Origin of the sequence: Skermania piniformis, assembly GCF_019285775.1 — a bacterium.
GTDB classification, from domain to species: Bacteria; Actinomycetota; Actinomycetes; order Mycobacteriales; family Mycobacteriaceae; genus Skermania; species Skermania pinensis.
The window spans coordinates 156,768-179,903 of the sequence record NZ_CP079105.1; the positions used below are offsets into that span (position 1 = coordinate 156,768).

Consider the following 23,136-nt stretch of genomic DNA (forward strand, 5'->3'; position numbering starts at 1 on the left):
TCACTTCGTGAAGCCGACCTCGGTGTAGTCCGCGCCGGCCAACCCGAACGCCCCGTAGTTGGCCAGGTTGTCCCGGACCGCGACGTTGCCGGCCGACTGGGTGAGCGGGATCGAGTGCCCCTCCTCGAAGATCATCCGATCCGCTCGGTTGGCCATCTGGATCGCCTTGGCCGGATCCAGCTCGGACAAGGTGTCTTCGATCAGCTGGTTCAGCTCGGGCGAGCCGATCCGGGCCTTGTTGCTCTGCAGGTCGTCGGGATAGTAGGCGTAGATCTGCCGCAGTGCGGCCAGCGGCTGGAATCCGCCCGACCAGGAGAAACTGGCCAGCTCGAAATTGCCCGGATCGATCACGTCGGTGAACAGGCCGGTCCCCGGGAAGGTCTGGATCTCGGTCTTGACCCCTACCTTCGCCAGATTCTGCTGGGCGATCTGCGCCGACCGCACCCAGGTGTCCTGCTGGTACATGACGTGCCGCAGCACCAGCTTGCGGCCGTCCTTCTCCCGGATACCGTCGGAACCCGGCGTCCAGCCGAGCGCATCCAGTTCCCGTGCGGCTTTGTCCGGGTCGTAACCGATCGGCTCGGCATTGTCCTGGTAGCCCTGCTGGCCCTCCAGGAAGATGTGGTTGTTCAGCGGGTGCGGATCGGTGACCAGGCCGTTCAGGATCGCGGTGGCGATGCCTTGGCGGTCGATCGCCTTGCCGATCGCCACCCGCAGCTTCGGGTCGGCCAGCAGCGCGCCGGGCGCGCCGTTGAAGGTGTATTGCGACCAGCGATTCGCGGGCGCGTGCCGGACCTGGATGCCGGCCGAGCCCTGCGCGGTCTTCACCTCGTCCAGGCTGGACCCCAGCTCCACCGCGTCCAGCTCGTTGTTCTGCAGTCCGGCCAGCTGGGCCGCGTGATTGAGCACGGTGAACGTGATGGTGTCCAGCTTCGGCGGCGTACCCCACCAAGCGGGGTCGCGCTCGAGCACGATCCGGTTGGCGCCCTTGTCCACCGACGCCAGCTTGAACGGGCCGGCGGTCACCGGCAGCCCGTTGCGCAGGCTGTCGTTGAACGCCTCGGGTGTGCTGGTGACCGATTTCGGCAACAGGGGCGAGAAGCTGCCCTGCCACTCGGCATAGTGCTTGCTGTAGGTGACGATCGCCTGCCGGTCGTCGGTTCCGCGTTCCACTTTGGCCACCCGGTCGAAGCCGGCATTGGCGGTGATCAGATAGCCCGGGTCGCGGCCGCTCAGCGCGTTCGCCTGGGCGGCCAGATCTTCCCAGGTGATCGGGGTGCCGTCGGACCAGTTCGCCTTGGGATTGATCGTGTAGCTGACCTGCTGCGGGTCGGTTCCGGTCAGCTGCACGTCGGTGAAGTAGTCGTGCCGGACCGAGAGCGCGCCGGACGCGTCCGGGGTCATGTCGCCGGGCAGCATGATCGTGGCCACCGACGACGCTTCGCCGTCGCTGTCCACCTGCAGCGGATTGAACTGGGCGGGGAACCCGCTCAGGGCCAGGCGCAGGTTGCCGCCGTCGCGCAGCTCGGCCGGATCCTTCGGGTTGATATCGCTGGTGTTGCCCAGCCCGGTCGCCCCGGCCCCGACGGCGCCGTCCTCCGACGCGTTACAGCCGCTGAGCATCAGCCCGGTAGCGAGCACCGGGACGACTATCCGGATCAGCCTGTGCGATCGCATGTGAATCAATCTCTCATGAGAGTCGGTCGAGTGCTTCCCGGATCTGCGACACGGCCTCCGCGCCGCGCCAGAGCTGCTCCTCCGGCGAGGTTTCGAGGCTGTGCTGGGCGCGGCGCCAGTCTTGTTCCCAATAGCTGTCCAACACCGCGCGCAGGTGGTCCCAGGAACAGCCGAGTTCCTCGGTCAGCTGCGTCCGGAACTCGTCGTCGGTCGGCGCCTGCACGTCGAGCTGGTCGACCTCGCCTCGGTGCAGTGCGTCCAGTGCGGTGTCGTCGACCCCGTCCCGCTCGGTCCAGAACCGGGCCACCCGGCGGTGCCGCGGGTTCCATGCGGGCCATTCCCGGGGCCGGTAGCACCATTCCAACGGTCGTTTGCCCAGTCGCAGCCGCTCGCGGACCCAGTCCAGCGCCGGCGGCTGGACCAGCCAGGGCAGTCCGGCGGCGGGCAGGTCGAGCACCAGGATCACCGAGCCCCACTCCAGGATGTCGGCGGATTCCAACAGCTGGCCGCTCACCCACAGCTCCCGCAGCGGCCAGCCGATATCGGCATCACGCAACCGCGCCGAGCTGGTCGCGGTGCTGGCAACCTCGGCGAGGTTACGGACCGCGGTCGAGCGCTTCACCGGCTCGATCTTGCCATCGTGTCGGCGCTGCGCGGTGTGCCGGGTCGTGCCGACCGAGCGCGGCGTGTTCGAGCCGTCTCGGAATTTTGCGGGCCGGGTGGGTTAGTGGGTGGCGTTGGCGGTGGTGAGGAATCGGTTGACGCCGGTGGTGGGGCGTTCCCAGAGGTAGCCTTGGCCGATTTTGCAGCCGAGGGTGATGAGTTGGTTGCGTTCGGCTTCGGATTCGACGCCTTCGGTGACGACGGCGATGCCGAGTTGGTCGGCGAGTTCGATGACGTGGCGGACGATGAGTCGGGTGGCGGGGTCGGTGACGAGTCGGCGGGTGAATTTTTGGTCGATTTTGAGGACGTCGACGTCGAGTTGGGCGAGGTAGTAGAGGGATGCGTATTCGCTGCCGAAGTCGTCGATGGCGAGTTGGTAGCCGGCTTGGCGTAGTTCGGTGAGTCGTTGGAGGGAGGATTCGCGGACGAAGACGGATTCGGTGATTTCGAGTCGGATTCGGTTGAGGACGTCGGGGCGTTGGGTGGCGAGGGTGGTGAGTCGTTCGATTTGGGCGTCGGATTCGAGTTGGAGGGGGGAGATGTTGACGGCGATGCGGAAGCCGTCGGGTAGTTGGGTGCCGACGTCGTCGATGGTGGCGACGACGGTGTCGAAGGCCCAGTTGCCGAGTGTTTCGATGGCGCCGTTTTGTTCGGCGAGGGTGACGAATTCGCCGGGGGAGATGGTGCCGAGTTCGTCGGTGCGCATGCGGGCGAGTGCTTCGGCGCCGATGGGGTGGCCGGTGCGGAGGTCGACGATGGCTTGGTAGGCGAGCCAGGTTTCGTCGGTGGTGCCGACGCGTTGTTGGAGGAGTTCGAGGATGAGTTTGTGGCGTTTGCGTTCTTGGCCCATGTCGTCGACGTAGTCGCGGATGTGGCCGCCGCCGTCGGCTTTGGCGTAGTACTGGGCGATGTCGGCGCGGCCGATGGTTTGCAGGAATTGTTCGTCGGTTCCGGCGGAGACGGCGAGGCCGACGCTGGCGCTGACTTGGATGGGGCGTTGGTCGACGTCGACGGGGGTGTCGAAGAGGCGGTCGATGAGGTGGCGGACTTGTCGGGTGGGGTCGGGGGTGTGGTGGGGGGTGTCGGCGGCGAAGAGCATGGCGAATTCGTCGCCGCCGAAGCGGGCTGCGGCGACGATGGGTTCGGGTAGGGAGTTCAGGCGGCGGCCGATGGCGATGAGGAGGGCGTCGCCGAAGTGGTGTCCGTTGACGTCGTTGAGGAGTTTGAAGCGGTCGACGTCGAGGTAGACGACGCCGACGGGGCCGTGGATGGTGGCGGCGTGTTCGACGAGGCCGCGGCGGTTGAGTAGGCCGGTGAGTTCGTCTCGGCGGGCTTGCCAGGCGCTTTTGCGTTCGGCGTGGGCGAGTGCGCTGACGGCGCGGCGGGTGCGGATGACGGAGGTGCCGACGGCGAGTGCGCCGAGGGAGAAGACGAGTAGTCGTTCGGGTTCGGTGAGTTGGGGGTTGATCATGGGGACGACGAGGGGGAGGGCGGCGGCGATGACGACGGTGGCGGTGCGGGGCAGGGACCATTCGCCGCGGTAGGCGTCGGTGGGTTCGGTGATCGATCGCATGGAGGGGTGTAGTGCGGCGGCGGCCCACAGCAACACCGACAACGCCACCACATCGCGGGCGGGGTCGATCAGCGGATTGTCGATCGACCGCCCGAACGGTCCCGCCACGTCGGCGAAGATCAGTGCGATCCAGCCCGCCATCAGCAGCACCGCGGCCCGACCCCGCAACAGATCGACCATCAGCAACCGACCGACCAACGCCACCAAGATCACATACGCGGCCGGTCCGACGATGCCGAGGGCTATCTGATACGGCAGCAGCTTGGTCGCGTGCCAGCCCGGGAGGGCGGAGAGCGGGATGACGAACGCGGCATAAGCCAGCAGCAGCACGATCATCTCCAACCGGGCATCGGTGACCCGACTGGTCCCCCGGCTCCGGATGATCAACAGCAGGATGATCACCTGGCAGCAGCTCATCCAGGTGATGACGGTCAGGTTCAGCCAACCCCCGGCGATCGGGGTGGAGGAGATGTTGATCAGGACCGGCCGACCCAGGTTGCCGACGAGCAACACCCCGGTCCAGATCCACACACTCCGCACCGCCGGCCGGTTCCGCCGCACCCCGATCACCAAGAAGACAAACGCCAGGACACAGGCGACCACCCGGATGTCGAGCCGATAACGGAGCGCGTCGGCCGGGCTGTCGAACACGAGGGCGGGTACCAGTCCGACGACATAGGCGACCACCGCCAGAACCGCCGCCACGATCCACAACCGACTACCGGGCGCCATGTCGCTGTCGACTCGACCGACTCGGCCGGTTATCGCCTCCGGTAACGGTCCGCGAGCCTTTTTCGGAGGATGTAATCGGCTTCTGGGAGAGGGTATTTCGGGGCTCGTCGCGGAACCGGAATCGAATCGGGGGTTGAGCTCGGCGGGTTCCGTGGGCACCTTGTCGCGCTGGACCACGGCGCAGATGATTGCACGAGTGCGGTGTAAACAGGGCGCATTGGAACTTTGTGTTGATCTTGGGACTGTAGGGGCCGGAATGTAACCGGAACGTGTCGGATCGGGTTCAGGTCAGCAGCTTGGTCAGCGCCCGTCCGACCTGCTCCACCGCGGTCCGGTGCGTGACGTGACCGAGTGCGACCGGCACCAGAGCCGAGGTCACCACGCCGACTCGCTCATCGTCGCCTGTGGCTGGGTGGCCAGGATTCGGGTTGCGGCACATCGCACACCGGGCGAGTTGAGACATCTCTGTCACACCTCGGACCTCTTGTAAAACTTCGGATTTCACCGTTACCTTGCCGGGTGAAGGCGCGTTCGAGGAGGAGCCGGGTGCAGAGTCCCTATCGGTTGATCATCTGGGGGCCCGGTGACATGGGCGGCCGGGCGCTGCGGCTTGCTTTGGATTCGCCGTTGTTCGAGGTGGTCGGGGTCAAGGTGGTCAGCCCGCACAAGCACGGCGTGGACATCGGGACACTCGTCGGTCTGCCGCCGGTCGGGATCGCCGCCACCACCGACAAGGCCGAGATCCTGGCGCTGGACGCCGACTGCGTCGTGCACACGCCGACCACGCCCGCCTTGCTGCAGGGCGCGGACGAGGACGTGATCGACCTGCTCGCCTCCGGAAAGAACGTGGTCTCCGGCGCGTCCTACCACAATGCGTCGATGCCCAAGTGGCTGTCCGAGTCCGAACCGGCGCTCGACGTGTTGCGCGCCGTGTCGGAGATGAAGGTGACCGGCGACGTCTTCGGCAACCGGGAGAAGGCCGCGCTCGCCGGGCTGCGGCTGGCGATGACCGCGCTGGATTCCCCGCCGGGGCGACCGCTGCGGCCGATGGCCGGCGTCGTAGCCGAGCGCCTGCTCGACCGGGTGCTGCCGCGCCGGGCGAGTGGGGAACGGCTGCAGGCCGCATGCCTGGCCGGTGGGGCGTCGCTGCACGGCACCGGCCTCCACCCGGGACTGATGGTCGAGCAGGTGTTGCTCCGGCTGGCCGGGTTGGTCGACGAGGTGCGCGCGGTGCGGTTCCTGGAAGTCGGGGATCTGTCGGCGGCCCCGGACGGCATGTGGGGCGGGTTGGCCGGCCTCGGTTTCGGCACCCCGTTGTCGGCGGTCGACTCCAACCATGCGATCGCGTTGTTACAGCACTTCTACTTCGACGACGTCATCGGCAACGTCGCACATCACCTGTGGGGTATCGAGCCGGATCAGATCCGGGTGGAGCGGCTGGTCTACCCGGTGCCGGCCCGGGTGGCGATCGCGGCCGGCGGCACGGTGATCGAGCCGGGCACGGTCGGTGCCATCCACATGACCTATCGCGGCTACGTCGGCGATCGGTTGCTGATGACCAACGAAGAGTGCTGGCACGTCGGTGCCGGCAATGCGCATCTCGGTCCGGACCACCCGAACAGTCTCGCCGGCGGCCACCGGTTCACCGTCGACGGCCCGACCCGGATCGAAGTAGATTCGGCAGCAGACGATCTCGGATCCGGCGTCGAGTGGTCGGCGGTCACCGACATCTCGGTGAATGCGATCCTCGGGGTGATCCCGGCCGTCTGCGCGGCGCCGCCCGGCGTGCTCCGGCCGAACCTGTCCCCGCGCTACCGACTGGAGGAAGTATGAGTAGCACCGTCGCGGTCGCCGTGCGGGGTTCCGGGCCGCTGGCCGAGTTGCTCCGGCGGCAGATCAGCGGTCGTGCGGACCTCGCGTTCACCCCGAACGATCGGCGCACCGCCGCCGGCGCCGCCGCCGATGTGCTGATCTATCTGCCGGATCAGGCCGCACTGAACCGGAAGGCCGGTGCGGTGACCAAGCCGGTCATCGGCTGGCTGACCGACGGGATCGATGTGGTGAGCACCTTGCCGGCATCGCTATTCGATCGGGAAAAGCTGCGCGGTGCCTGCCGGGCCGGTGGCACCACCTTCCACGGTTCCGGCGGCTTGTCGGCGGTGCTGCCGGTTCGGTTCTCCCGCGCCTTTGCCGCCATCACCCGCGACATCGAGTCGGTGTCGGTGCTCGAGCATCGGCAGCCTGCCGGGCCCGATGCCGCCCGTGCGGTGTGCACCGAAGCCGCGGCCGCCCTGCTCGCCGAGGCGGCATTCGGCCGGATCGATTCCGCGGCCACCTCGGGCGGTCGTACCGCCGAGTACGCGGTGCGCGACGATGCGGATCGGCAGATCCCGGTGCGGTACGAGGTGCAGACCGTCACGCCGGAGGCGACCGGTCGCTGCACGATCGAGTTCCACGGCGTCGATCGGTCGGCGGCGATCCTCGCCCAGGAGCTGCTGGATGTGATTGTCCCGGTACATATCTCGGCGCCCGGCATCCTGCACCACGAGCTGGACATCAACCAGGTCGAACTCGACGATCGACTCGCGCGCCGATCTCGCTGATCATCGGCTACGGCATCGGCCGAGCTCTCCACCCGCAGCAATTCGACTCTCCGAGGTTGTCTCGATGACACGTATTCTCCTTTTCGGCGCGACCGGCTATACCGGCGAACTGACCGCGCGCCGCCTGGTGGCCGGCGGTGCCCGACCGGTCCTGGTGGCGCGCAACGCAGCCCGGGTGACCGCGGTGGCAGGCGAACTGGGTGGGCTGGACACCGCGGTCGCCGACGTGACCGATCCGGCGTCGCTGCGCCCGATCGTGCGGTCCGGCGACGTGCTGATCAGCACGGTCGGGCCGTTCCTGGAATTCGGCGAGCCTGCGGTACGGGTGGCGGCCGAAGCCGGTGCACACTACCTGGATTCGACCGGTGAGGGGCCGTTCATCCGGCAGGTGTTCGAGCGCTGGGGGCCGATCGCCCAGCGAAACGGCTCGGCGCTGTTGTCCGCCTTCGGGTTCGACTTCGTGCCGGGCAGTCTGGCCGGGGCGCTGGCGCTCGACCGGGCCGGTGCGGACGCGACCGCGGTCGACGTCGGTTACTTCGTACGCAATTTCGGCACCAGCGGTGGCACCCGCGCGTCGGTGGTCGGGGTGCTGCTGGCGGACGGTTTCGGCTACCGCGACGGCTGGGTGCGGCCGGTCGCCGGCAGCGACGTCGACACCTTCGAGGTGCACGGTCGGACGCTGACCGCCGTCACGGTTCCGGGCGCCGAGCATTTCGCGCTGCCGCAGGCGTATCCGACGCTGCGCGACGTGCGGGTGTTTCTCGGGGCACCGCCGCTGGCTGCGCAGGCGATGGCGGCGGCCACCCGGCTCAGCTACCCGGTCCGCCGGGTGCCGGCGCTGCGCGCGCTGGCGAAGCAGGCGGCCGGGCAGGTCGTGCGCGGCTCCACCGGCGGACCCGATGCAGTACAGCGTGCGCGGTCGAGCGTCACCGTGGTCGCGGTGGCCAAATCCGCGGCCGGCGAGCCGTTGGCGCGGGTGACCCTGGACGGGCCCGACCCGTACGACTTCACCGCGGCGATCCTCGATTGGGGCGCTCGTACCGCCGCGGCGGGTGCGGTGCGCAAGACCGGTGCGCTCGGCCCGGTCGCGGCGTTCGGCGTGGCCGCGCTGACCGACGGTTGTGCGGACGCCGGCCTGCGCGAAGTGGCTCCGGTCGGCTGATGGTCAGCCGATCCGGAGCGGTGGCGCCGACGGGACGGCGGCGAGCAGCGACCGGGTATAGGGGTGTCGTGGGTCGGCGAACAGCTCATCGGCGGGCGCGTCCTCGACGATTCGGCCGGCTCGCATCACCGCGACGTGGTGTGCCAGGTTGCGCACCACCGCCAGGTCGTGCGAGACGAACAGATAGCCCAGCCCGCGCTCGAGCTGTAATCGGCGCAGCAGGTTGAGTATTCCCGCCTGGATCGATACGTCCAGCGCCGAGACCGGCTCGTCCAGCACCAACAGATCCGGGGAGCTGGCCAACGCCCGGGCGATGTTGATCCGCTGTTTCTGCCCGCCGGAGAAGTCCACCGGGTAGCGGTCGGCGTGTTCCGGTTGCAACCCCACCTGATCGATCAGTTCCGGCACCCGGCGAGCGATCTCGGCCCGGGGCCGGCGGGCGATCCGCAACGGCTCGGCGACCGAGTCGAAGATCGGCAGCCGCGGGTCGAGGGAAGCGGCCGGATCTTGAAACACGATCTGGATCCGACGGCGCATCGCACGCCGGCCGGCCCGGTCGAGGTCGGCGACATCCCGGCCGAAGATCTCGATCCGGCCCGATTCCGGGGCGGTGAGGTCGAGGATCGCGGTCAGCACACTCGATTTGCCCGAACCCGATTCGCCGACCAGCGCGGTGGTCCGGCCCGCGCGCACGGTGAGGCTCACCTGATCCACCGCGCGGACGACGCCGCGTCGTCGTCGGCCGAGCAGGCCGCCGCGCACCGGGTAGCTCTTGACCAGCTTCCTCACCTGCAGGATCGGTTCCGGCGGGCCGGCATCGGCTGGGTCGGGCGGGGCGGCCGATGCGGCGTGCGGGGCGACCGATCCGGGGCGGACGCAGGCCGCCCGGCGCCCGGTGGCGATCTCGGCGAGCGCCGGCTCGGCCGACCGGCAGGCGTCGTCGGTGGCCGGGCAGCGGGGTGCGAACGGGCAGCCCGGGGGCAGCGCGTGCGGCGCCGGGGGCGAGCCGGTGATCGGCACCAGCGGCGTGCGGGGCGGGGCGTCCAGCCGGGGCAACGAGTCGAGGAGGCCGACCGTGTACGGCATCGCGGGCGCGGCGAGTAGCTCCGTGGCCGGCGCTGTTTCGACGATTCGGCCGGCGTACATCACCGCGATCCGGTCGGCCAGCGTCGCCGCGACGCCCAGGTCGTGGGTGATCAGCACGATGCCGGCGCCGGTGAGGTCACGGGCGGTGCGCAGCAGATCCAGGATCTGTGCCGCCGAGGTGACGTCGAGTGCGGTCGTCGGTTCGTCGCAGACGATCAGGTCCGGGTTGTTGGCGATCGCGATGGCGATCACCACCCGTTGCCGCATTCCGCCGGAGAACTCGTGCGGGAACGCGCGGGCGCGGTCGGCGGCGTCGGGAATCCCGACGAGTTCGAGTAACTGCACGGCCCGCGCGGCAGCGTCGGATCGGCTCGCGCCGTGCACCCGCAACGCTTCGGCGATCTGATCGCCGACCCGGTACACCGGGGTGAGCGCGGACAGCGGGTCCTGGAAGACCATGCTCATCGTCGTCCCGCGCAGCCGGGACAGTTCTCGATCACCCAGGCTGAGCAGCTCGGTGCCGCGTAACCGGATCGAACCCCGGACCCGAGCGTGATCGGGCAGCAGCCCGAGCACCGCCGCCGCGGTCACCGACTTGCCGGAGCCGGATTCGCCGACCAGCGCCAGGACCTCACCGGACGCCACGGTGCAGTCGATGCCACGCACCGCGGAGACCCGGCCCTCCTCGCTGGGAAAGTCGACCCGCAGGTCCGCGACGTCGAGCAGCGGAACCGTCACGCCCGAATCGTAGGTGACGCGGCGGCGTCAGCCGGGGAGGGTGCGGCGGGCGCCGGCCGCTCCGGGGTCGAAGGCGTCCCGCAGTCCGTCGCCCACCACGTTCGCCGCAAGCACGGTGACGATCAGGAATCCGCCGGCGAACAGGAACAGCCAGGGGAAGGTGAAGGTGGACGCCGTGCCGAGCGCGATCAACGAACCCAGCGACACGTCCGGCGGCTGGACGCCGAAGCCGAGATAGCTCAGCCCGGTCTCGGCGAGGATCGCTCCGCCGACGGCCAGCGTGGTGTCCACGATCAGGATCGAGGCGATGTTCGGCAGGATGTGCCGGCGGATCACCTGTCCGGTCGGGGCGCCCAGGTAGTGGGCGGCGCGAACGAACTCGCGCTGCCGCAGGCTCATCGTGAGTCCACGCACCATCCGAGCCGAGATCATCCAGCCGAACGCGGTGAGCAGCACGATCAACGCCAGGATCGACCCGGTCGACTTGGTCCGCGGGGTGAAGATGGCCACGATGATGAAACTGGGCACCACCAGGAGCAGGTCCACCAGCCACATGATCACGCGGTCCGGCCAGCCGCCGAGATAGCCGGCCACCGCCCCGACGGCCGCGGCGATCAGGGTGGAGAAGACGGCGACGCAGAGTCCGACGATCAGCGACTTCTGCAACCCGCGCAACGTCTGCGTTAGCACGTCCTGGCCGATCTGATTGGTGCCGAACGGATGCTGCCAGCTCGGCGGTTGCAGAAGCGCGGTGTAGTCGAGCTCCTGGTAGTCGTAGGGCAGCAGCGGCGGCACCGCGAACGCGGCCAGCAGCAGCGCGAGCAACACCGCAGCCCCCACCAGGGCCGGCCGGTTGCGCCGGAACCGGCGCCAGACCAGCCCTGTCCGGCCGGTCGCGGCGAACGTCGAGCTCACGGCAGGCTGTCGAACAGCAACCGTGGGTCGAGTCGGGTGAGCAGGGGGACCCGGTCGGTCACCACGTACCACCTGCGGCTCATCGCGTGGGTGACCGCGTGCGCGGCGGCGATCAGTGCGTCCGGGTGATGGTGGGTCCGCCCGCGCAGGATCGCGCCGATCTTCGGCGCGGTATTCGCGTCGAGCGTGGGCACCACGGTGTGCGGGAGGGCGAGCAGCGCGGCCAGCACGTCCCGGTCGCGTTCGGCGACCCGGGCCGACGCTGCGGCCAACACCGCAGACGGGATGACGATCGTCCCGCCGTGCTCGAAGACGGTCCAGCAGACCGCCTGTGGATACGGGTCCATCCGCGTGAAGCCGACGACGGCGGCGGTGTCGAAGACAACGCCGGTGACCGCCTCCTGAACCGGTGCGCTCACGCGACGCCGGTGCGCGCTGCCGTGGGGGTGGCCCACGCCTCGGCGCTGATCGCCTCGGCCTCGGCCTCGGTGAACGGGGGTAACTCCAGTAATCTGCGCGCTCGGTTGATCTCGTCGAGCGGCGGGCGCTTCGGTTCGTCGGCGCCACCGCAGGCCGACTCGACGGTGCGCAGCGCGGCGGCCCGGTTCATCCCGGCGAGGATCTGGCTGGTGATGTACTGACTCACCGACTTGATTCGGCCCGAGTCCCGCCACTGCTCCAGGGTTGCGGCGATGTCCTCCGGCACGGTCACGGTCACCTTGCGAGTCCTGTGCGCCATACCGAGAGGATAGCGAGTATGGCGGTGCGCGTCTGCCCGATCCGCCGCGGATCAGGCTCGGATTCGCGGGTCGAGGATCGCGTACAGCACGTCGGACAGCAGCCCGGCGAGCAGCACCACCAGCCCGGTGAACGAGGTGATCGCAGCGACGATGTTGACATCCTGCGTGCTGATGCCCTGCACGATCCACTCGCCGACCCCGTGCCAGCCGAAGATCTGCTCGGTGAACGTGGCGCCGGTGATCAGCCCACCGAATCCGTAGGCGAACAGGGTGGCCATCGGGATCAGCGCGGTGCGCAGCCCGTGCCGGATCAGGGCCCGGCGCCGGGTGAGCCCCTTCGCCCGGGCGGTCCGGATGAACTCGCTGCCCAGCACGTCCAACATCGCATTGCGCTGATAGCGGCTGTAGCCGGCGATGCTGCCCAGCGCCAACGCCAGCGTGGGCAGCACCAGGTGTTGTGCGCGGTCGACGAGTTGCGGCCACAAGCCGTCGATCCGTTGGGCCGAGGTCTCTCCGGTGTAGAGCAGGATCTGTCGACCGGTCAGCGAGTTCAGCTCCAGCGCACCGTACTTCAGCAAGGTGGCGAGCAGGAATACCGGCGTGCTCAGGATCAGAAACGATGCGATCGTGGTCAGGTAGTCGCCGATCGAGTACTGCCGGATCGCGCTGGCCGCGCCGATCAGCACGCCGGCCACCGCGCCGATCACCGAGCCGAGCAGCAGCAGCCGCAAACTGACCGCGATCCGTCGGCCCAGTTCGTCGCCGACCGGCTGGCCCTTCAGGGTCTCGCCGAAATCGCCGTGCGATACCCCGGCCAGCCAATGGCCGTATCGGACCGGGATCGGGTCGTCGAGCCGGAGTTCGGCGGCCTTGGCGTCGATCACCGACTGCGGGGGTCGCGGATTGGCCTGCTCCAGGGCGTCCAGCGGGCGGAAGGTGAGCGAGGCCAGGGCAAACGTGAGAAACGACGCCAACAGCAGCAGTACTGCGTAGTTTGCTGCGCGGCGCAGCAGGAATCCGGCCATAGCGGGCTCATCCTAGGTCGGGTCCGGCACCATGGTCGCCGTGACGCAATCTGCACCCATCCAGCAGCGCACGCCCCGGCTCGTCGCTTCCGACGTCGACGGCACCCTGCTCGACCCGGATGAGCGGATCACCGAGCGAACCCGGAAAGCGGTGGCGGCCGCGGTGGCGGCCGGCGTGCCGTTCGTCCTGGCCACCGGCCGGCCGCCGCGCTGGATTCCGCCGATCGTGGATGCATTGGGCTACGCGCCGCTGTCGGTCTGCGGCAACGGCGCCGTGCTGTACGACAGCGCCGCGGATCGGGTTCTCTACGCGCGCAACCTGGACGTGGCGACGTTGCACTGGGCGGCCGAGCTGGCCGAGCGCACGCTGCCCGGTTGCGGGCTGGCGGCGGAGCGGGTCGGCGCCAGCGCACACGACGCCGCGACCCTGCAGTTCGTCAGCGCGCCGGACTACGAGCATGCCTGGCTGAATCCGGACGACACCCGGGTCTCCCGGGCCGAGGTGGTGGCGGCGCCGGCGATCAAGTTGCTGATCCGGCTGCGCAGCGCGACCAGCGAAAGCATGAGCGCGGCGCTGCAGCCCCTGCTGGACGGCCGGGTGGACCTCACCTATTCCACGAACAACGGCCTGGTCGAGGTGGCGGCGCCGGGCGTGACCAAGGCGACCGGTCTCGCCGACGTGGCGGACCGGCTGGGGGTGCAACCGGTGCACATCGTCGCGTTCGGTGACATGCCGAACGACGTGCCGATGTTGCAGCTGGCCGGCCACGGCGTCGCCATGCGCAACGCCCATCCGGACGCGGTCGCAGTCGCCGACGAGGTGACCGCGTCGAACGCCGACGACGGGGTGGCGCGGGTGCTGGAACGGTGGTGGGGCTGAGCCGGGCTCGACACAAACCGGATAGGTGCTTGTTTTCGTCCGAACAGCTGCCTATCTTTCCCCTCGGCAACGTGTGCCTCGGTTGTTTCAGGGTCGGCGACGATGGGGAGCGAACGGATGCGGGCGTACGGAGACCGGCGGCGACCCCGACGGCCCGGGCGGCTGGCCGCGTTCGGGCTGACCCCCGCGCTGCTCGGCGGCGCGGCCCTACTGGCCGTCCTCGATACCGAATCGCGATCGCCCGAGGTGGCGCCGGCGGTCGCCGCCGACGCGCCGTTCACGATCACCGGGCGCGGCAACGGGCACGGTCGCGGGATGGGCCAATGGGGTGCGTTCGGTTACGCGCAGCAAGGCTGGCCGGCGGAGCGGATTCTCACCCACTACTACGGGCCCGAGGTCACGTTCGGCTCGGTCCCGCCGGGGATGATCGCGGTCCGGCTGATCGATCGCGACGATAAGGCGTTGGAGGTGTATTCGGCGGCCGGCGCGATCGTCGCCGGGCGCCGGGTCGAGCCGGGTCAGGCTGCCCGGTTGACGCCGACGCCGGCCGGCGGCGCGCACGTCGAGGTGACCGCGGGGTGCGGCGGCCCGGTGATCTGGGCCGTCGACGACCCGCACCCCTGGGTGGATCCGGTGGTGCCGGGTCCGGACCGGCCGGCTGCCGAGCTGCTCACCCTGTGCTCCGGCGATCGGGCCTACCGCGGGGCGCTGGGTGTCGCGACCGCGGCCGACGGCACCGCGCGGACGGTCGATCTGCTCGATCGAGAGGACTATCTGCTCGGCGTCGTACCGGCCGAGACCCCGGCCGACTGGGCGGACCAGGGCGGCGCCGAAGCCTTGCGGGCGCAGGCGATCGCGGCCCGCTCGTATGCGCTGGCCGACGATCGCTACGGCTACGCGCAGATCTGCGACACCCAGGCCTGCCAGATGTACGGCGGCGCCGGTGTCGAGGATCCGCGGACCACCGCCGCGGTCCGCTCGACCGCCGGAACCGTGCTGCTGCAGGACGGCCGACCGTACCGGGCCGAGTATTCGGCCTCGACCGGCGGAGTGAACACCACCGGCGTGCCGGACGCGGGCGACGCGGCCGCGCCGGTACAGGGGTGGTCGCGAACCCGGACTGCGGCCGAGATCGGACAGGCGTTCGAGGTCGGCGAATTGCGTGCGGTGCAGGTGACCGGGCGAGATCCGGCCGGGCGGGTCACCGGGCTGCAGGTCGCCGGTACCGGCGGTACCGCGGAGGTGGACGGCGAGCGGGCGCGGGGCGCGCTGGACCTGCCGTCGGACTGGTTCGACATCGTCGCGGGCACCGCGCCGCCACCGGTGCCGACCGTTCCGCCGCCCCCGCCGGCGCCGGAACCACCACCACCACCGCCGGCGCCGGAACCGCCGCCGCCACCACCACCCGCAGCGCCCGGCCCGCCGAGCGAAGCCCTGGTGCCGGTCGCCGACCCCGGGCTGGTGCGGTAGCAGCTACCCGGTCGGCAGCGCCGCGGTCCGCACCCGGCCCATCGCCGAGCGGGGGAGCTGATCGACGAAGACGATCTCGATCGGAACGAGATCCCGGTCGATCGGGGATTCGACCCGCTGCCAGACCTCGTCCGCGGTCAGCTCCGCCCCCTCTCGGCGAACCAGGAAAGCCCGGATCCGCGCATCCGGAAGGGCGACGGTGGCAACGTCGCGCACCTCCGGCAACCGGGCCAGTTCGTTCGTCAGCGGCCCCAGCGCGAGCACCTGCCCGGCGACCAGCACGGTTTCGTCCCGGCGGCCGGTCACGAACAGCAGGTCGTCGGCGTCGACGAAGCCCAGGTCACCGGTGTCGACGTAGGCGCCGGCCGGCGCCGGCAGCTCCTCGGCCGGATATCCGTCCAGCAGCGCCTGGTTGTCCACCACGATCCGGCCCACGGCACCGCGTGGCAGGGTCACGCCGTTTCCGTCCCGGATCGCCACCGAGCTGCCGAGCACGATCCGGCCCGCCGTGCCCGGGGACAGCCGCAGATCGGCTGGTCCGGCGATCGTCGCCCAGCCGGTCTCGGTGGTGCCGTAGAGGTTGTAGAGAATGTCGCCGAACGTGTCCATCGCCCGGGTCGGTAGGTCGCCGAGCAGCGGGCCGCCGGAGCTGGCGATGATCCGCAAGCTGGTCAGGTCGTAGCGGCTGCGCACGCCGGCCGGTAGCTCGACGATCTGCTCCAGCATGGCCGGCGCGACGAACAGGGCCGTGCAGCGGTGTCGCTCGATCGCGCTCAGGCAGGCTTCCGGTTCGAACTGCTCGTGCAGGACCAGCCGCGTCCGCAGCGGGATCGCCAGCCGCAGGGCGGTCATTCCCCAGTAACCGGACAGCGGTACTTCCAGCAGGATGCGGTCGCCGGCCCGGAGCGGAAGTCGGGACAACGGGGCCGCGACCACGCCGAAACCGCGGGGTGGCGGACTGCGATAGGTCGCGCCGACGCCGGAGCTGAACATCACCTTGCGGCCACGCGCCGTCGGTTCCGGGAAGCTGCCGGTGCCGGTGGCGACCAGCTCGTCCAGCACCGCGGTAGCGTCCGCCGTCGCATTCGGCAGGGTCGCGATCCGGATCACGCCGGCCGGCAGGTCGGCCAGAGCCGGCTCGAAGGCCTCGTCGACGAACACCGCGGCGAGCGGGAAGTCGGTGGCGACCCGGGCGATCCGGGCCGCGTCCCAGTCGGTGTCGAGCAGCAGGGTGTCGGCGCCCAGCTCGCTGACCGCGAGAATCGCCTCGACCGTTGCGGCACGATTGCGGGCGAGGATGCCCACCGCCTGATCGCTGCCGATGCCGAGTCGGGCGAGTCCGGCGGCAAGCCGGTTGGTCCGCTCCTGCAGTTCTGCGTAGGTGCGGGTACCGCCGTCGTCGACGACGGCGATGTCGCGCGGGGATTGGGCGGCGGCGCTGAACGATCCACCCGGCAGGTCGAATCCCCAGCGGGCCAACAGTTCCAACTGGCGCAGTGCGCGGTCGGGGCGGCGCGCGTGCACCACTTCGGCGTCGATCATCGTGCGGGCGATGGCGAGTTGACGCGACCGGGGGTCGTCGGTGTCGGACAGGACGGCGTTGGGCGTGCCACCGAGATAGTCGGCGATCGCTCGGATCCCGTCTCGGGCCCAGCTGCTCACCTCGTTGTTCGCCACCAGCGACAGCCAGCGCTGAATGTTGGCGACCTTGAACAAGGTTGCCGAGATTCGGGTGTGCCCGACCCGGGGCTCGGTGAGCCGGATCGACCCGATCCAATCGGTGTCGATGCCCTCCAACACGATTTCGGCGTCGTCGTCGCGAACTTCCAGCCCGAACCGAACCGATCCGCGGCGGGTGGTGACCGTGAACTGATGGGAGTCCGGTTCGCCGAAGCGGGTGCAGCCACCTATTCCGCGGAAGAACCTGGGGTAATTCGATGGATCGCGCAAGATCCGATACATCTCCCCGCGTGATTGGTCCACGGTCGTACCGAAGTTGATCACATCGGAGACCAATAGCGACCTCCTCCACCTTATGGTCCGCGCCCGATCGCGAACCGGCTCAGTTTTACACGCTTTTCACGTATTCCAATCACGTGTTTTCGGCGTGGCGTGGGGCAAATATCAGCAAAAACCTGGCAACCGCGGGGAATTTGATCATCGATGCCGGCAATGCGGCCCGACCATCGGGTTGTCCCGGCCGCGGTCCGGTCGGCGTGGTGGATTAGCCTGGCGGTTCGTGAGTGAGTCGAACTCGATCAGTGAGTCCGGATACGACGCGCTCGTCGTGGGGTCCGGGTTCTTCGGCCTGACCGTCGCCGAGCGGCTGGCGAGCGAGCTGGGCCGCCGCGTGCTCGTCCTGGAGCGGCGGGATCATCTCGGCGGCAACGCCTATTCCGAGCCGGAGCCGCAGACCGGCATCGAGATACACCGGTACGGAGCGCATCTGTTCCACACCTCGAACCGGCGGGTGTGGGACTACGTCCGGCAGTTCACCGAATTCACCGGATATCAGCATCGGGTGTTCGCGATGCACAAGGGTCAGGCCTACCAATTCCCGATGGGGCTGGGTCTGGTGTCCCAGTTCTTCGGCCGCTACTTCAGCCCGGAGCAGGCGCGTGAGCTGATCGCCGAGCAGGCGGCCGAGATCGCCACCGGCGACGCGCAAAACCTGGAGGAAAAGGCGATCTCGCTGATCGGTCGCCCGCTGTACGAGGCGTTCGTCCGGGACTACACGGCCAAGCAGTGGCAGACCGATCCGCGAGAGTTACCGGCGGGCAACATCACCCGACTGCCGGTGCGGTACACCTTCGACAACCGCTATTTCGCCGACACCTACGAGGGCCTGCCGGTCGACGGCTACACCGCGTGGCTGACCCGGATGGTCGAGTCCGACCTGATCGATGTCCGTTGCGACACGGATTGGTTCGACGTGCGGGCGGGGCTGCGCGCGGCGAACCCGGATGCGCCGGTGGTGTACACCGGTCCGTTGGACCGCTATTTCGACTACGCCGAGGGCGAGTTAGGCTGGCGTACGCTCGATTTCGAGACCGAGGTGCTGCCGATCGGAGATTTCCAGGGCACGCCGGTGATGAATTACAACGACGCCGACGTGCCGTACACCCGGATCCACGAGTTCCGGCACTTCCACCCGGAGCGGGATTACCCGCGGGACAAGACGGTGATCATGCGGGAGTACTCCCGGTTCGCCGGCACCGGCGACGAGCCGTACTACCCGATCAACACCGCGGAGGACCGGGCGAAACTGCTCGCCTACCGGGAGCGGGCGAAAGCCGAGCTGGCCCAGGAGAAGGTGCTGTTCGGTGGTCGGCTGGGCACGTATCAGTACCTCGACATGCACATGGCGATCGCCAGCGCGCTGAGCCTGTTCGACAACACGCTGCGCCCGTACTTCGAGTCCGGCACCCCGCTGCACCAGACCGACTGAGCCGCATCAGAGACCGGGCTGCACCAGACCGACTGAGCCGCACCAGACCGACTCATCCGGGTCGGGCCGGCCGCCCGGTGGTCCAGCCGACCGGCAGCTCGGCGTCGACGTTGATCCGGCCGCTGTCGAAGCTGAGCAGCCCGGCCCCCCGGGTGCTCTCGGCGCGCGGCTCCGGGTAGCTCCACGCGACGTCGGCGATGACCTGGTCGCCGGCGACCACCGACCAGTAGGTCGCGGCGCCCTTGTAATTGCACCAGCTCGTCGTGTCGCTGGGCCGCAGCAGATCGGTCCGCACATGCGTCGGGTCGACGTAGAGCCGGGGTTCCAGCGTAGTCTCGAACAGGATCATGGTGTCGTCGGTGTCCACCAGCACCGTGTCGCCGGCCGCGACCCGCAACCGGCGGCGGGTGGGATGCCAGTCGACCCGGTGATACGGGTTCGGCGGGTAATGCACCAGCCTGCGGCCCTCCTCGTACCATTCGTCGACCGCATCCCACGGCACCTGGACGAACCCGGGGGCATCCGGCTCCGGCGTGCTCGGCAGGTCGCCGGTTTCGCCGGTCGGGAAGGCATACGCGAGCCGCTGCCCGGCCCGATGCACGAGCAGCGCCCGTTCGGTGTCGATCACGACCTGCCCGTCCAGCCGGGCGACGATCCGGCGCGGATGCGGCTCGACGAACGTCACCCCGGTCGGGAACTCGACGCCGAACCAGCCTGCCCGGTCCGGGCCGAGGGGGCCCCGGGGGGTGCTCAGTGCCATGGTTACCCTCCGGTGGGTGGTCGTTGCGGCCCGGCCGGCTGTTCCAGCAGGGCGAGCACGTCGAGGTCGCGGATCGCCGTGCACCCGCCCTCGATCATCCGCCGGAACATCCGGTCGCCGCGCTCGGTGCGGGCGCCGAGCACCAGGCCGAACACCGTGATGAAGATGGTCTGGAGCATGCCGTAGCGGTAGTCGTCCCAGCACTGGTCGAGGGGGTGCCCGGTCACGCCGTAGTCGAGCAGTCGGGCGTGGTAGGCACCGACGATCTCGCGCTCGTGCGCGCGGCGGTCGGCGATCGAGAGGCTGGTCGAGAGGAAGAACGCGACGTCACGCCCGCCGAGACCGACCGACATGCCCTGCCAGTCGACCGCGAAGACGGTGCCGTCGGCGCCGAACAGCAGGTTGTCCAGCCGGTAGTCCATGTGCAGCAGGGTGTGCCGCTCGGCGCGCCCGCTCATCCAGTCGCCGATGTGCGGGGTCACCGCGCGCAGGGTATCGACATCCGCCGGGGTCAGGGTGTCGCCGATCGCGGTCAGGAAGGTATCCATCGTCGGGGTGAACGCGAGCTGGGACATCGCGCTGATTTCCTTGGTGGGCAACAGCATTCCCTCGATCTCCAGCAGGGTCGAGTCGTTCCAGCGCGGCCCGTGCAGCCCGGCCAGGTTCACCGCGGCGGCGGTCGCCTGCGCCGGGGTGCAGCCGGCGAGCTGGTCGCCCACCCGGGCCGGTGCCAGGTCCTCGAGCAGCAGGGTGAATACCCCGGCGTCGCCGAGCCCGGCGTAATGGCAGGCCGGGACCCGGATGTCCACGGTGTCGGCCAGCTCGCGGTAGAACCGGATCTCGTTGGTGTAGCCGAACGCCATCGCCGCGCGGGCGGCGGCGTCGGCCAGCGGGAGTTTGGCGAGCACGGTCGCCGGCAGGTCCGGGTCGCCGTGCAGTCGCAGCCGATGGCAGCTGCCCATCTGCCCGGTGCCGACCAGCTCGGTGTCGACGCCGGTCACGGTGCGGCCGAGCGCGTCGCCGAGCCACGCCGGGGTGAGGTCGGCGAGCAGCGGGACCGGCGCGATCATCGGGTCCAGCCCGGGTTGGCCGGGAGCCGGTCGTGCCCGGCCGAGCGGACCGCGGCATATCCGGCGACGACGCCGGCGAGCTGGTCCGGGGTGACTCCGTGCATGATGATGCTGTCTACTCCGGTCGCGGCGAACTGGTGGTCGATCTGCCGAGCGCAGTCGGCCGCGGAGCCGGTGATCGCGGCGCCGAGCCACTCCGCGGGCAGCACCGTCGCGGTGAGCCGGGCCAGGTCGTCGACGGTGCCGACCGCGTCGAACGCGCCGCCGAACCCGCTGACGAACGGGTCCGCGCGGAACCGGCGCAGGAGTTCGGGGTCCCACCGGTTGGCCGCGACCAGTGTGTCGCCGTAGCCCTGGAGATAGGTGGCGAGCCGGCCGACGGTCATGCGCAGCCGGGTCGGTTCGTCGAGCGCGTCGTCGACGACGGCGGTGCAGGCCCAGATCCGGACCGTCGCCGGGTCGCGACCGGCCTGCTCGGCGGCCTCCCGGATGATCGCCACCGCCCGGGCCACCGCCTCGTCGGTCAGGTAGGTGTGCAGTACCACGGCGTCGGCGATCCGCCCGGCCAACGCCTGCGATTTCGGCCCGATCGCCACCATGAGCAGCGGGATCGTTTCGGCGAGGTCGCCGAGCGGCATCAGGAACGGGTAGTCGCCGATCGGGCCGGAATGGGCGAACTTCTCGCCCGCCCACAGCCGGCGCAGCACCGCGAACGCGTCGGCGAGCTGGGCGTTGGTGATCGGCGGCACGCCCATCAGGTCGAACAGCGGGGCGAAACCGCGGCCCAGCCCGAGCGCGAACCGGCCGCCGGTGGCCCGGTGCATCGTCGCCGCCATGGTGGCGGTGACCAGCGGGTGGCGGGTGTTGTGGTTGGTCGCGGCGGTGGCGATGCCGAGGGTGGTGCCGGCGGCCGCAGCCATACCGGACAACACCGCGGCGTCCTTGTAGTTGAACCGCTCGGACAGGAAGATCGCGCCCAGGCCGAGTTCCTCGGCGCGACGCACCTCACCGATCAGGTCGCCGGGCCGGTCGGTATGTCCGGCCAGGCCGTAGCAGCCGAGTTCGGGATAGGCCGGCCGGCCCGGGTGCGTCGCCACCCGGTCATTATCGACGCGTGAGCCGGCGGGTCAGGCGGCGGTGGACGACGACGTCCGTGCCCGGGCCAGCAGGTCTTCGACGAAGTCGTGCTGCTTGGTCAAGCCCTTGGTCAGCAGATCGAAGCTGCGGTCGACGACCCGCTCGGCGTTCGGAACCTTCTCCAGGGCGTCGACGGCGAGGATGCGGTCGCGGGCATCGCCGAGCGCGTCGATCACGCTCTCGAAGATCTTGTCGTGGGCGTCGCTGATCGGCTGGGTGTCGATGCTCGGCATGGGTAACCTCCTGGGTTTCGCGGAAAGTGCTAACTGCCTGCTAACTATAGCAAGCACTCGGCCGGAAACTAGACCGGCGGTCTCTCTCTGGGATCGGGATCACATTCGCCGCCGATCGGCCGGCCGGTCGAGCCCGGCCGCGGCGCGCACCATCGCCTCGACGGTGAACGAGGCGATCAGCGCGTCGTCCTCGGTGTACACCCGGCACTCGGCATGGGTCATGCCGTCGCCGGCGAAGGTCGAAAGATGCCGGTACCGCAACCAGCGGTCGGCGCGCACCTCGGCGTGCAGCGACACGTTGATCGCGTTGATCGCGGTGGACAACGTGTGGTGGGCGGCGTCCTGGCCGATCCCGGCGTGTGGGCGCAGCGCCGCGGCGATCGACAGGTGTCCGGTGAACTGGGCCAGCAGCCCGATGTGCAGTGCCGGATCGGCCGGCACCTCGGGATAGCGCAGCCAGGCGTCGAGGACCGGTGGCCCGACCGGCGCGTCCGGGTCGCCGGTGTAGGCGTCGTCGACGATTCGCAGATCCCGGCCGGTGACCGACATGTCCACCGGCGCGCTGGCATAGGGCCCGGCGACCGCGGGCGGTGGGTCGGCGTGCCGGATCACATCGGGTGCGGTGGCATCCAGCAGCAGCGTGCCGGCGGCGCAGACCCGGTCGTGCTGGCTACCGCGGACCTGCAACGCGGTGAAACTGCGCCCGGTGGCCACCTCGGTCAGCTCGATCGGCACCGGAATACGCGCATCCGCGACCCGCGGAAACACCATCGAGGCGAATACCGGACGTCGTCCACCGGTGTGGCGGCTCGCGGCCACCAGGGCCTGGCCGAGCATCTGGCTGCCCTCCACCACCGGTCGACGCCAGTCGGAGCGCGCCGCGCCGCACCACCGGCCGTTCTGCTGCCGGACGTCCAGTGCGGCGATCAGATCCGCGGCATCACCCCAGGTCGGCCACCGTTTCACCGTCACGTCGCGGTCGGCATCGCCGGGCCGGCGATCGATCACCTGCACGTCGACCTGGACGGGATCGAAGCAGATGTAGCCGGCCAGTTCGCCCGTGCCGTCCCGGCCGGGGCCCGCGCCGAGCACGTCCCCGGCCGGGAACCACAGCTCCGGAGCGGAATCGGGATGGTTTACCCGCAGTGCCGCGACCGTCTCGCCGAGCAACGTCCCGTCGCGAAAGGCGCGGACGGGGTAGCCGACTGTCGTGATCATCGGGTG

Annotated in this window: 21 protein-coding genes; 7 read left to right on the forward strand and 14 right to left on the reverse strand. The window is 69.7% G+C overall.

Going from position 1 to position 23,136, the window contains the following annotated elements; translation table 11 throughout:
- The 3 genes from KV203_RS00720 to KV203_RS00730 all read right to left on the reverse strand — a co-directional run bounded on the left by KV203_RS00720 (position 1) and on the right by KV203_RS00730 (position 4,249).
- Entirely contained in the window at positions 1 to 1,683 is a 1,683-nt protein-coding gene (locus tag KV203_RS00720; protein WP_066474652.1) for an ABC transporter family substrate-binding protein, read from the reverse strand.
- A 7-nt stretch (positions 1,684 to 1,690) separates the two neighbouring features.
- On the reverse strand, positions 1,691 to 2,299 hold the full coding sequence (locus tag KV203_RS00725; RefSeq protein ID WP_066474543.1) for a DUF7711 family protein: 609 nt from the start codon (positions 2,297 to 2,299) through the stop codon (positions 1,691 to 1,693).
- 102 nt (positions 2,300 to 2,401) lie between these two features.
- Positions 2,402 to 4,249, reverse strand: a complete 1,848-nt coding sequence (locus tag KV203_RS00730) for a putative bifunctional diguanylate cyclase/phosphodiesterase (RefSeq protein ID WP_169797551.1) — start codon at positions 4,247 to 4,249, stop codon at positions 2,402 to 2,404.
- Positions 4,250 to 4,265: 16 nt separating this feature from the next.
- Between KV203_RS00730 and KV203_RS00735 the strand changes: the two genes are divergently transcribed.
- The 4 genes from KV203_RS00735 to KV203_RS00750 all read left to right on the forward strand — a co-directional run bounded on the left by KV203_RS00735 (position 4,266) and on the right by KV203_RS00750 (position 8,410).
- Positions 4,266 to 4,535, forward strand: coding sequence for a hypothetical protein (locus tag KV203_RS00735; RefSeq protein WP_169797552.1), 270 nt, complete (start codon positions 4,266 to 4,268; stop codon positions 4,533 to 4,535).
- 656 nt (positions 4,536 to 5,191) lie between these two features.
- Positions 5,192 to 6,478 carry a hypothetical protein gene (locus KV203_RS00740; protein ID WP_157079967.1) on the forward strand — a complete coding sequence of 429 codons (1,287 nt, stop codon included), beginning with the start codon at positions 5,192 to 5,194 and terminating at the stop codon, positions 6,476 to 6,478.
- Positions 6,475 to 7,248 (forward strand): hypothetical protein, encoded by a 774-nt coding sequence (locus tag KV203_RS00745; RefSeq protein ID WP_066474550.1) that lies wholly within the window; start codon positions 6,475 to 6,477, stop codon positions 7,246 to 7,248. Before KV203_RS00740 ends, KV203_RS00745 begins: the two co-directional genes overlap by 4 nt.
- Before the next feature lie 64 nt (positions 7,249 to 7,312).
- The gene (locus tag KV203_RS00750) at positions 7,313 to 8,410 is read left to right on the forward strand and encodes a saccharopine dehydrogenase family protein (protein ID WP_066474557.1); all 1,098 of its coding nucleotides are present in this window, start codon (positions 7,313 to 7,315) and stop codon (positions 8,408 to 8,410) included.
- A gap of 3 nt (positions 8,411 to 8,413) precedes the next feature.
- On the opposite strand, the gene KV203_RS00755 is transcribed toward KV203_RS00750, so the two are convergent.
- Genes KV203_RS00755 through KV203_RS00775 form a run of 5 tightly spaced genes read right to left on the reverse strand, consistent with a single transcriptional unit; the run spans position 8,414 to position 12,914 of the window.
- Complete coding sequence (locus tag KV203_RS00755) at positions 8,414 to 10,234, reverse strand: dipeptide ABC transporter ATP-binding protein (RefSeq protein ID WP_066474559.1); 1,821 nt, start codon at positions 10,232 to 10,234, stop codon at positions 8,414 to 8,416.
- A gap of 27 nt (positions 10,235 to 10,261) precedes the next feature.
- Positions 10,262 to 11,149, reverse strand: a complete 888-nt coding sequence (locus tag KV203_RS00760) for an ABC transporter permease (protein WP_066474561.1) — start codon at positions 11,147 to 11,149, stop codon at positions 10,262 to 10,264.
- Complete coding sequence (locus KV203_RS00765) at positions 11,146 to 11,568, reverse strand: type II toxin-antitoxin system VapC family toxin (RefSeq protein ID WP_066474563.1); 423 nt, start codon at positions 11,566 to 11,568, stop codon at positions 11,146 to 11,148. Before KV203_RS00765 ends, KV203_RS00760 begins: the two co-directional genes overlap by 4 nt.
- Positions 11,565 to 11,888: a hypothetical protein gene (locus KV203_RS00770; RefSeq protein WP_157079968.1), complete on the reverse strand. Its 324-nt coding sequence runs from the start codon at positions 11,886 to 11,888 to the stop codon at positions 11,565 to 11,567. Before KV203_RS00770 ends, KV203_RS00765 begins: the two co-directional genes overlap by 4 nt.
- A 51-nt stretch (positions 11,889 to 11,939) precedes the next feature.
- Positions 11,940 to 12,914, reverse strand: coding sequence for an ABC transporter permease (locus tag KV203_RS00775; protein WP_066474568.1), 975 nt, complete (start codon positions 12,912 to 12,914; stop codon positions 11,940 to 11,942).
- Positions 12,915 to 12,954: 40 nt separating this feature from the next.
- On the opposite strand from KV203_RS00775, the gene KV203_RS00780 reads away from it, so the two are divergent.
- Complete coding sequence (locus tag KV203_RS00780) at positions 12,955 to 13,794, forward strand: HAD family hydrolase (protein WP_373279262.1); 840 nt, start codon at positions 12,955 to 12,957, stop codon at positions 13,792 to 13,794.
- A gap of 117 nt (positions 13,795 to 13,911) precedes the next feature.
- The gene (locus KV203_RS00785) at positions 13,912 to 15,264 is read left to right on the forward strand and encodes a SpoIID/LytB domain-containing protein (RefSeq protein ID WP_066474580.1); all 1,353 of its coding nucleotides are present in this window, start codon (positions 13,912 to 13,914) and stop codon (positions 15,262 to 15,264) included.
- Between the two features lie 3 nt (positions 15,265 to 15,267).
- Here KV203_RS00785 and KV203_RS00790 read toward each other — a convergent pair whose 3' ends face one another.
- The gene (locus KV203_RS00790) at positions 15,268 to 17,247 is read right to left on the reverse strand and encodes an AMP-binding protein (protein WP_157079969.1); all 1,980 of its coding nucleotides are present in this window, start codon (positions 17,245 to 17,247) and stop codon (positions 15,268 to 15,270) included.
- A 256-nt stretch (positions 17,248 to 17,503) separates the two neighbouring features.
- On the opposite strand from KV203_RS00790, the gene glf reads away from it, so the two are divergent.
- The gene (glf, locus tag KV203_RS00795; RefSeq protein ID WP_066474586.1) at positions 17,504 to 18,712 is read left to right on the forward strand and encodes a UDP-galactopyranose mutase; all 1,209 of its coding nucleotides are present in this window, start codon (positions 17,504 to 17,506) and stop codon (positions 18,710 to 18,712) included.
- 52 nt (positions 18,713 to 18,764) lie between these two features.
- Here the strand turns inward: glf and KV203_RS00800 are convergent, their stop codons facing one another.
- The 5 genes from KV203_RS00800 to KV203_RS00820 form a co-directional block, all read right to left on the reverse strand.
- Entirely contained in the window at positions 18,765 to 19,472 is a 708-nt protein-coding gene (locus KV203_RS00800; RefSeq protein WP_066474592.1) for a DUF427 domain-containing protein, read from the reverse strand.
- A gap of 2 nt (positions 19,473 to 19,474) precedes the next feature.
- Positions 19,475 to 20,542: a phosphotransferase gene (locus KV203_RS00805; protein ID WP_066474595.1), complete on the reverse strand. Its 1,068-nt coding sequence runs from the start codon at positions 20,540 to 20,542 to the stop codon at positions 19,475 to 19,477.
- Positions 20,539 to 21,639 carry a TIGR03857 family LLM class F420-dependent oxidoreductase gene (locus tag KV203_RS00810; protein WP_066474596.1) on the reverse strand — a complete coding sequence of 367 codons (1,101 nt, stop codon included), beginning with the start codon at positions 21,637 to 21,639 and terminating at the stop codon, positions 20,539 to 20,541. Before KV203_RS00810 ends, KV203_RS00805 begins: the two co-directional genes overlap by 4 nt.
- Positions 21,640 to 21,669: 30 nt before the next feature.
- On the reverse strand, positions 21,670 to 21,912 hold the full coding sequence (locus KV203_RS00815; protein WP_066474597.1) for a hypothetical protein: 243 nt from the start codon (positions 21,910 to 21,912) through the stop codon (positions 21,670 to 21,672).
- A 99-nt stretch (positions 21,913 to 22,011) separates the two neighbouring features.
- Positions 22,012 to 23,130 (reverse strand): acyl-CoA thioesterase, encoded by a 1,119-nt coding sequence (locus tag KV203_RS00820; RefSeq protein WP_066474606.1) that lies wholly within the window; start codon positions 23,128 to 23,130, stop codon positions 22,012 to 22,014.
- Positions 23,131 to 23,136: the final 6 nt, after the last annotated feature.

Bases quoted from the DNA above. Each gene is read 5' to 3' on its own strand.
- KV203_RS00745 (WP_066474550.1), top strand. From the start codon at position 6,475: ATGAGTAGCACCGTCGCGGTCGCCGTGCGGGGTTCCGGGCCGCTGGCC.
- KV203_RS00820 (WP_066474606.1), bottom strand. From the start codon at position 23,130: ATGATCACGACAGTCGGCTACCCCGTCCGCGCCTTTCGCGACGGGACG.
- KV203_RS00775 (WP_066474568.1), bottom strand. From the start codon at position 12,914: ATGGCCGGATTCCTGCTGCGCCGCGCAGCAAACTACGCAGTACTGCTG.
- KV203_RS00750 (WP_066474557.1), top strand. From the start codon at position 7,313: ATGACACGTATTCTCCTTTTCGGCGCGACCGGCTATACCGGCGAACTG.
- KV203_RS00730 (WP_169797551.1), bottom strand. From the start codon at position 4,249: ATGATCGTGCTGCTGCTGGCTTATGCCGCGTTCGTCATCCCGCTCTCC.
- KV203_RS00770 (WP_157079968.1), bottom strand. From the start codon at position 11,888: ATGGCGCACAGGACTCGCAAGGTGACCGTGACCGTGCCGGAGGACATC.
- KV203_RS00785 (WP_066474580.1), top strand. From the start codon at position 13,912: ATGCGGGCGTACGGAGACCGGCGGCGACCCCGACGGCCCGGGCGGCTG.
- KV203_RS00805 (WP_066474595.1), bottom strand. From the start codon at position 20,542: ATGATCGCGCCGGTCCCGCTGCTCGCCGACCTCACCCCGGCGTGGCTC.
- KV203_RS00800 (WP_066474592.1), bottom strand. From the start codon at position 19,472: ATGGCACTGAGCACCCCCCGGGGCCCCCTCGGCCCGGACCGGGCAGGC.
- KV203_RS00815 (WP_066474597.1), bottom strand. From the start codon at position 21,912: ATGCCGAGCATCGACACCCAGCCGATCAGCGACGCCCACGACAAGATC.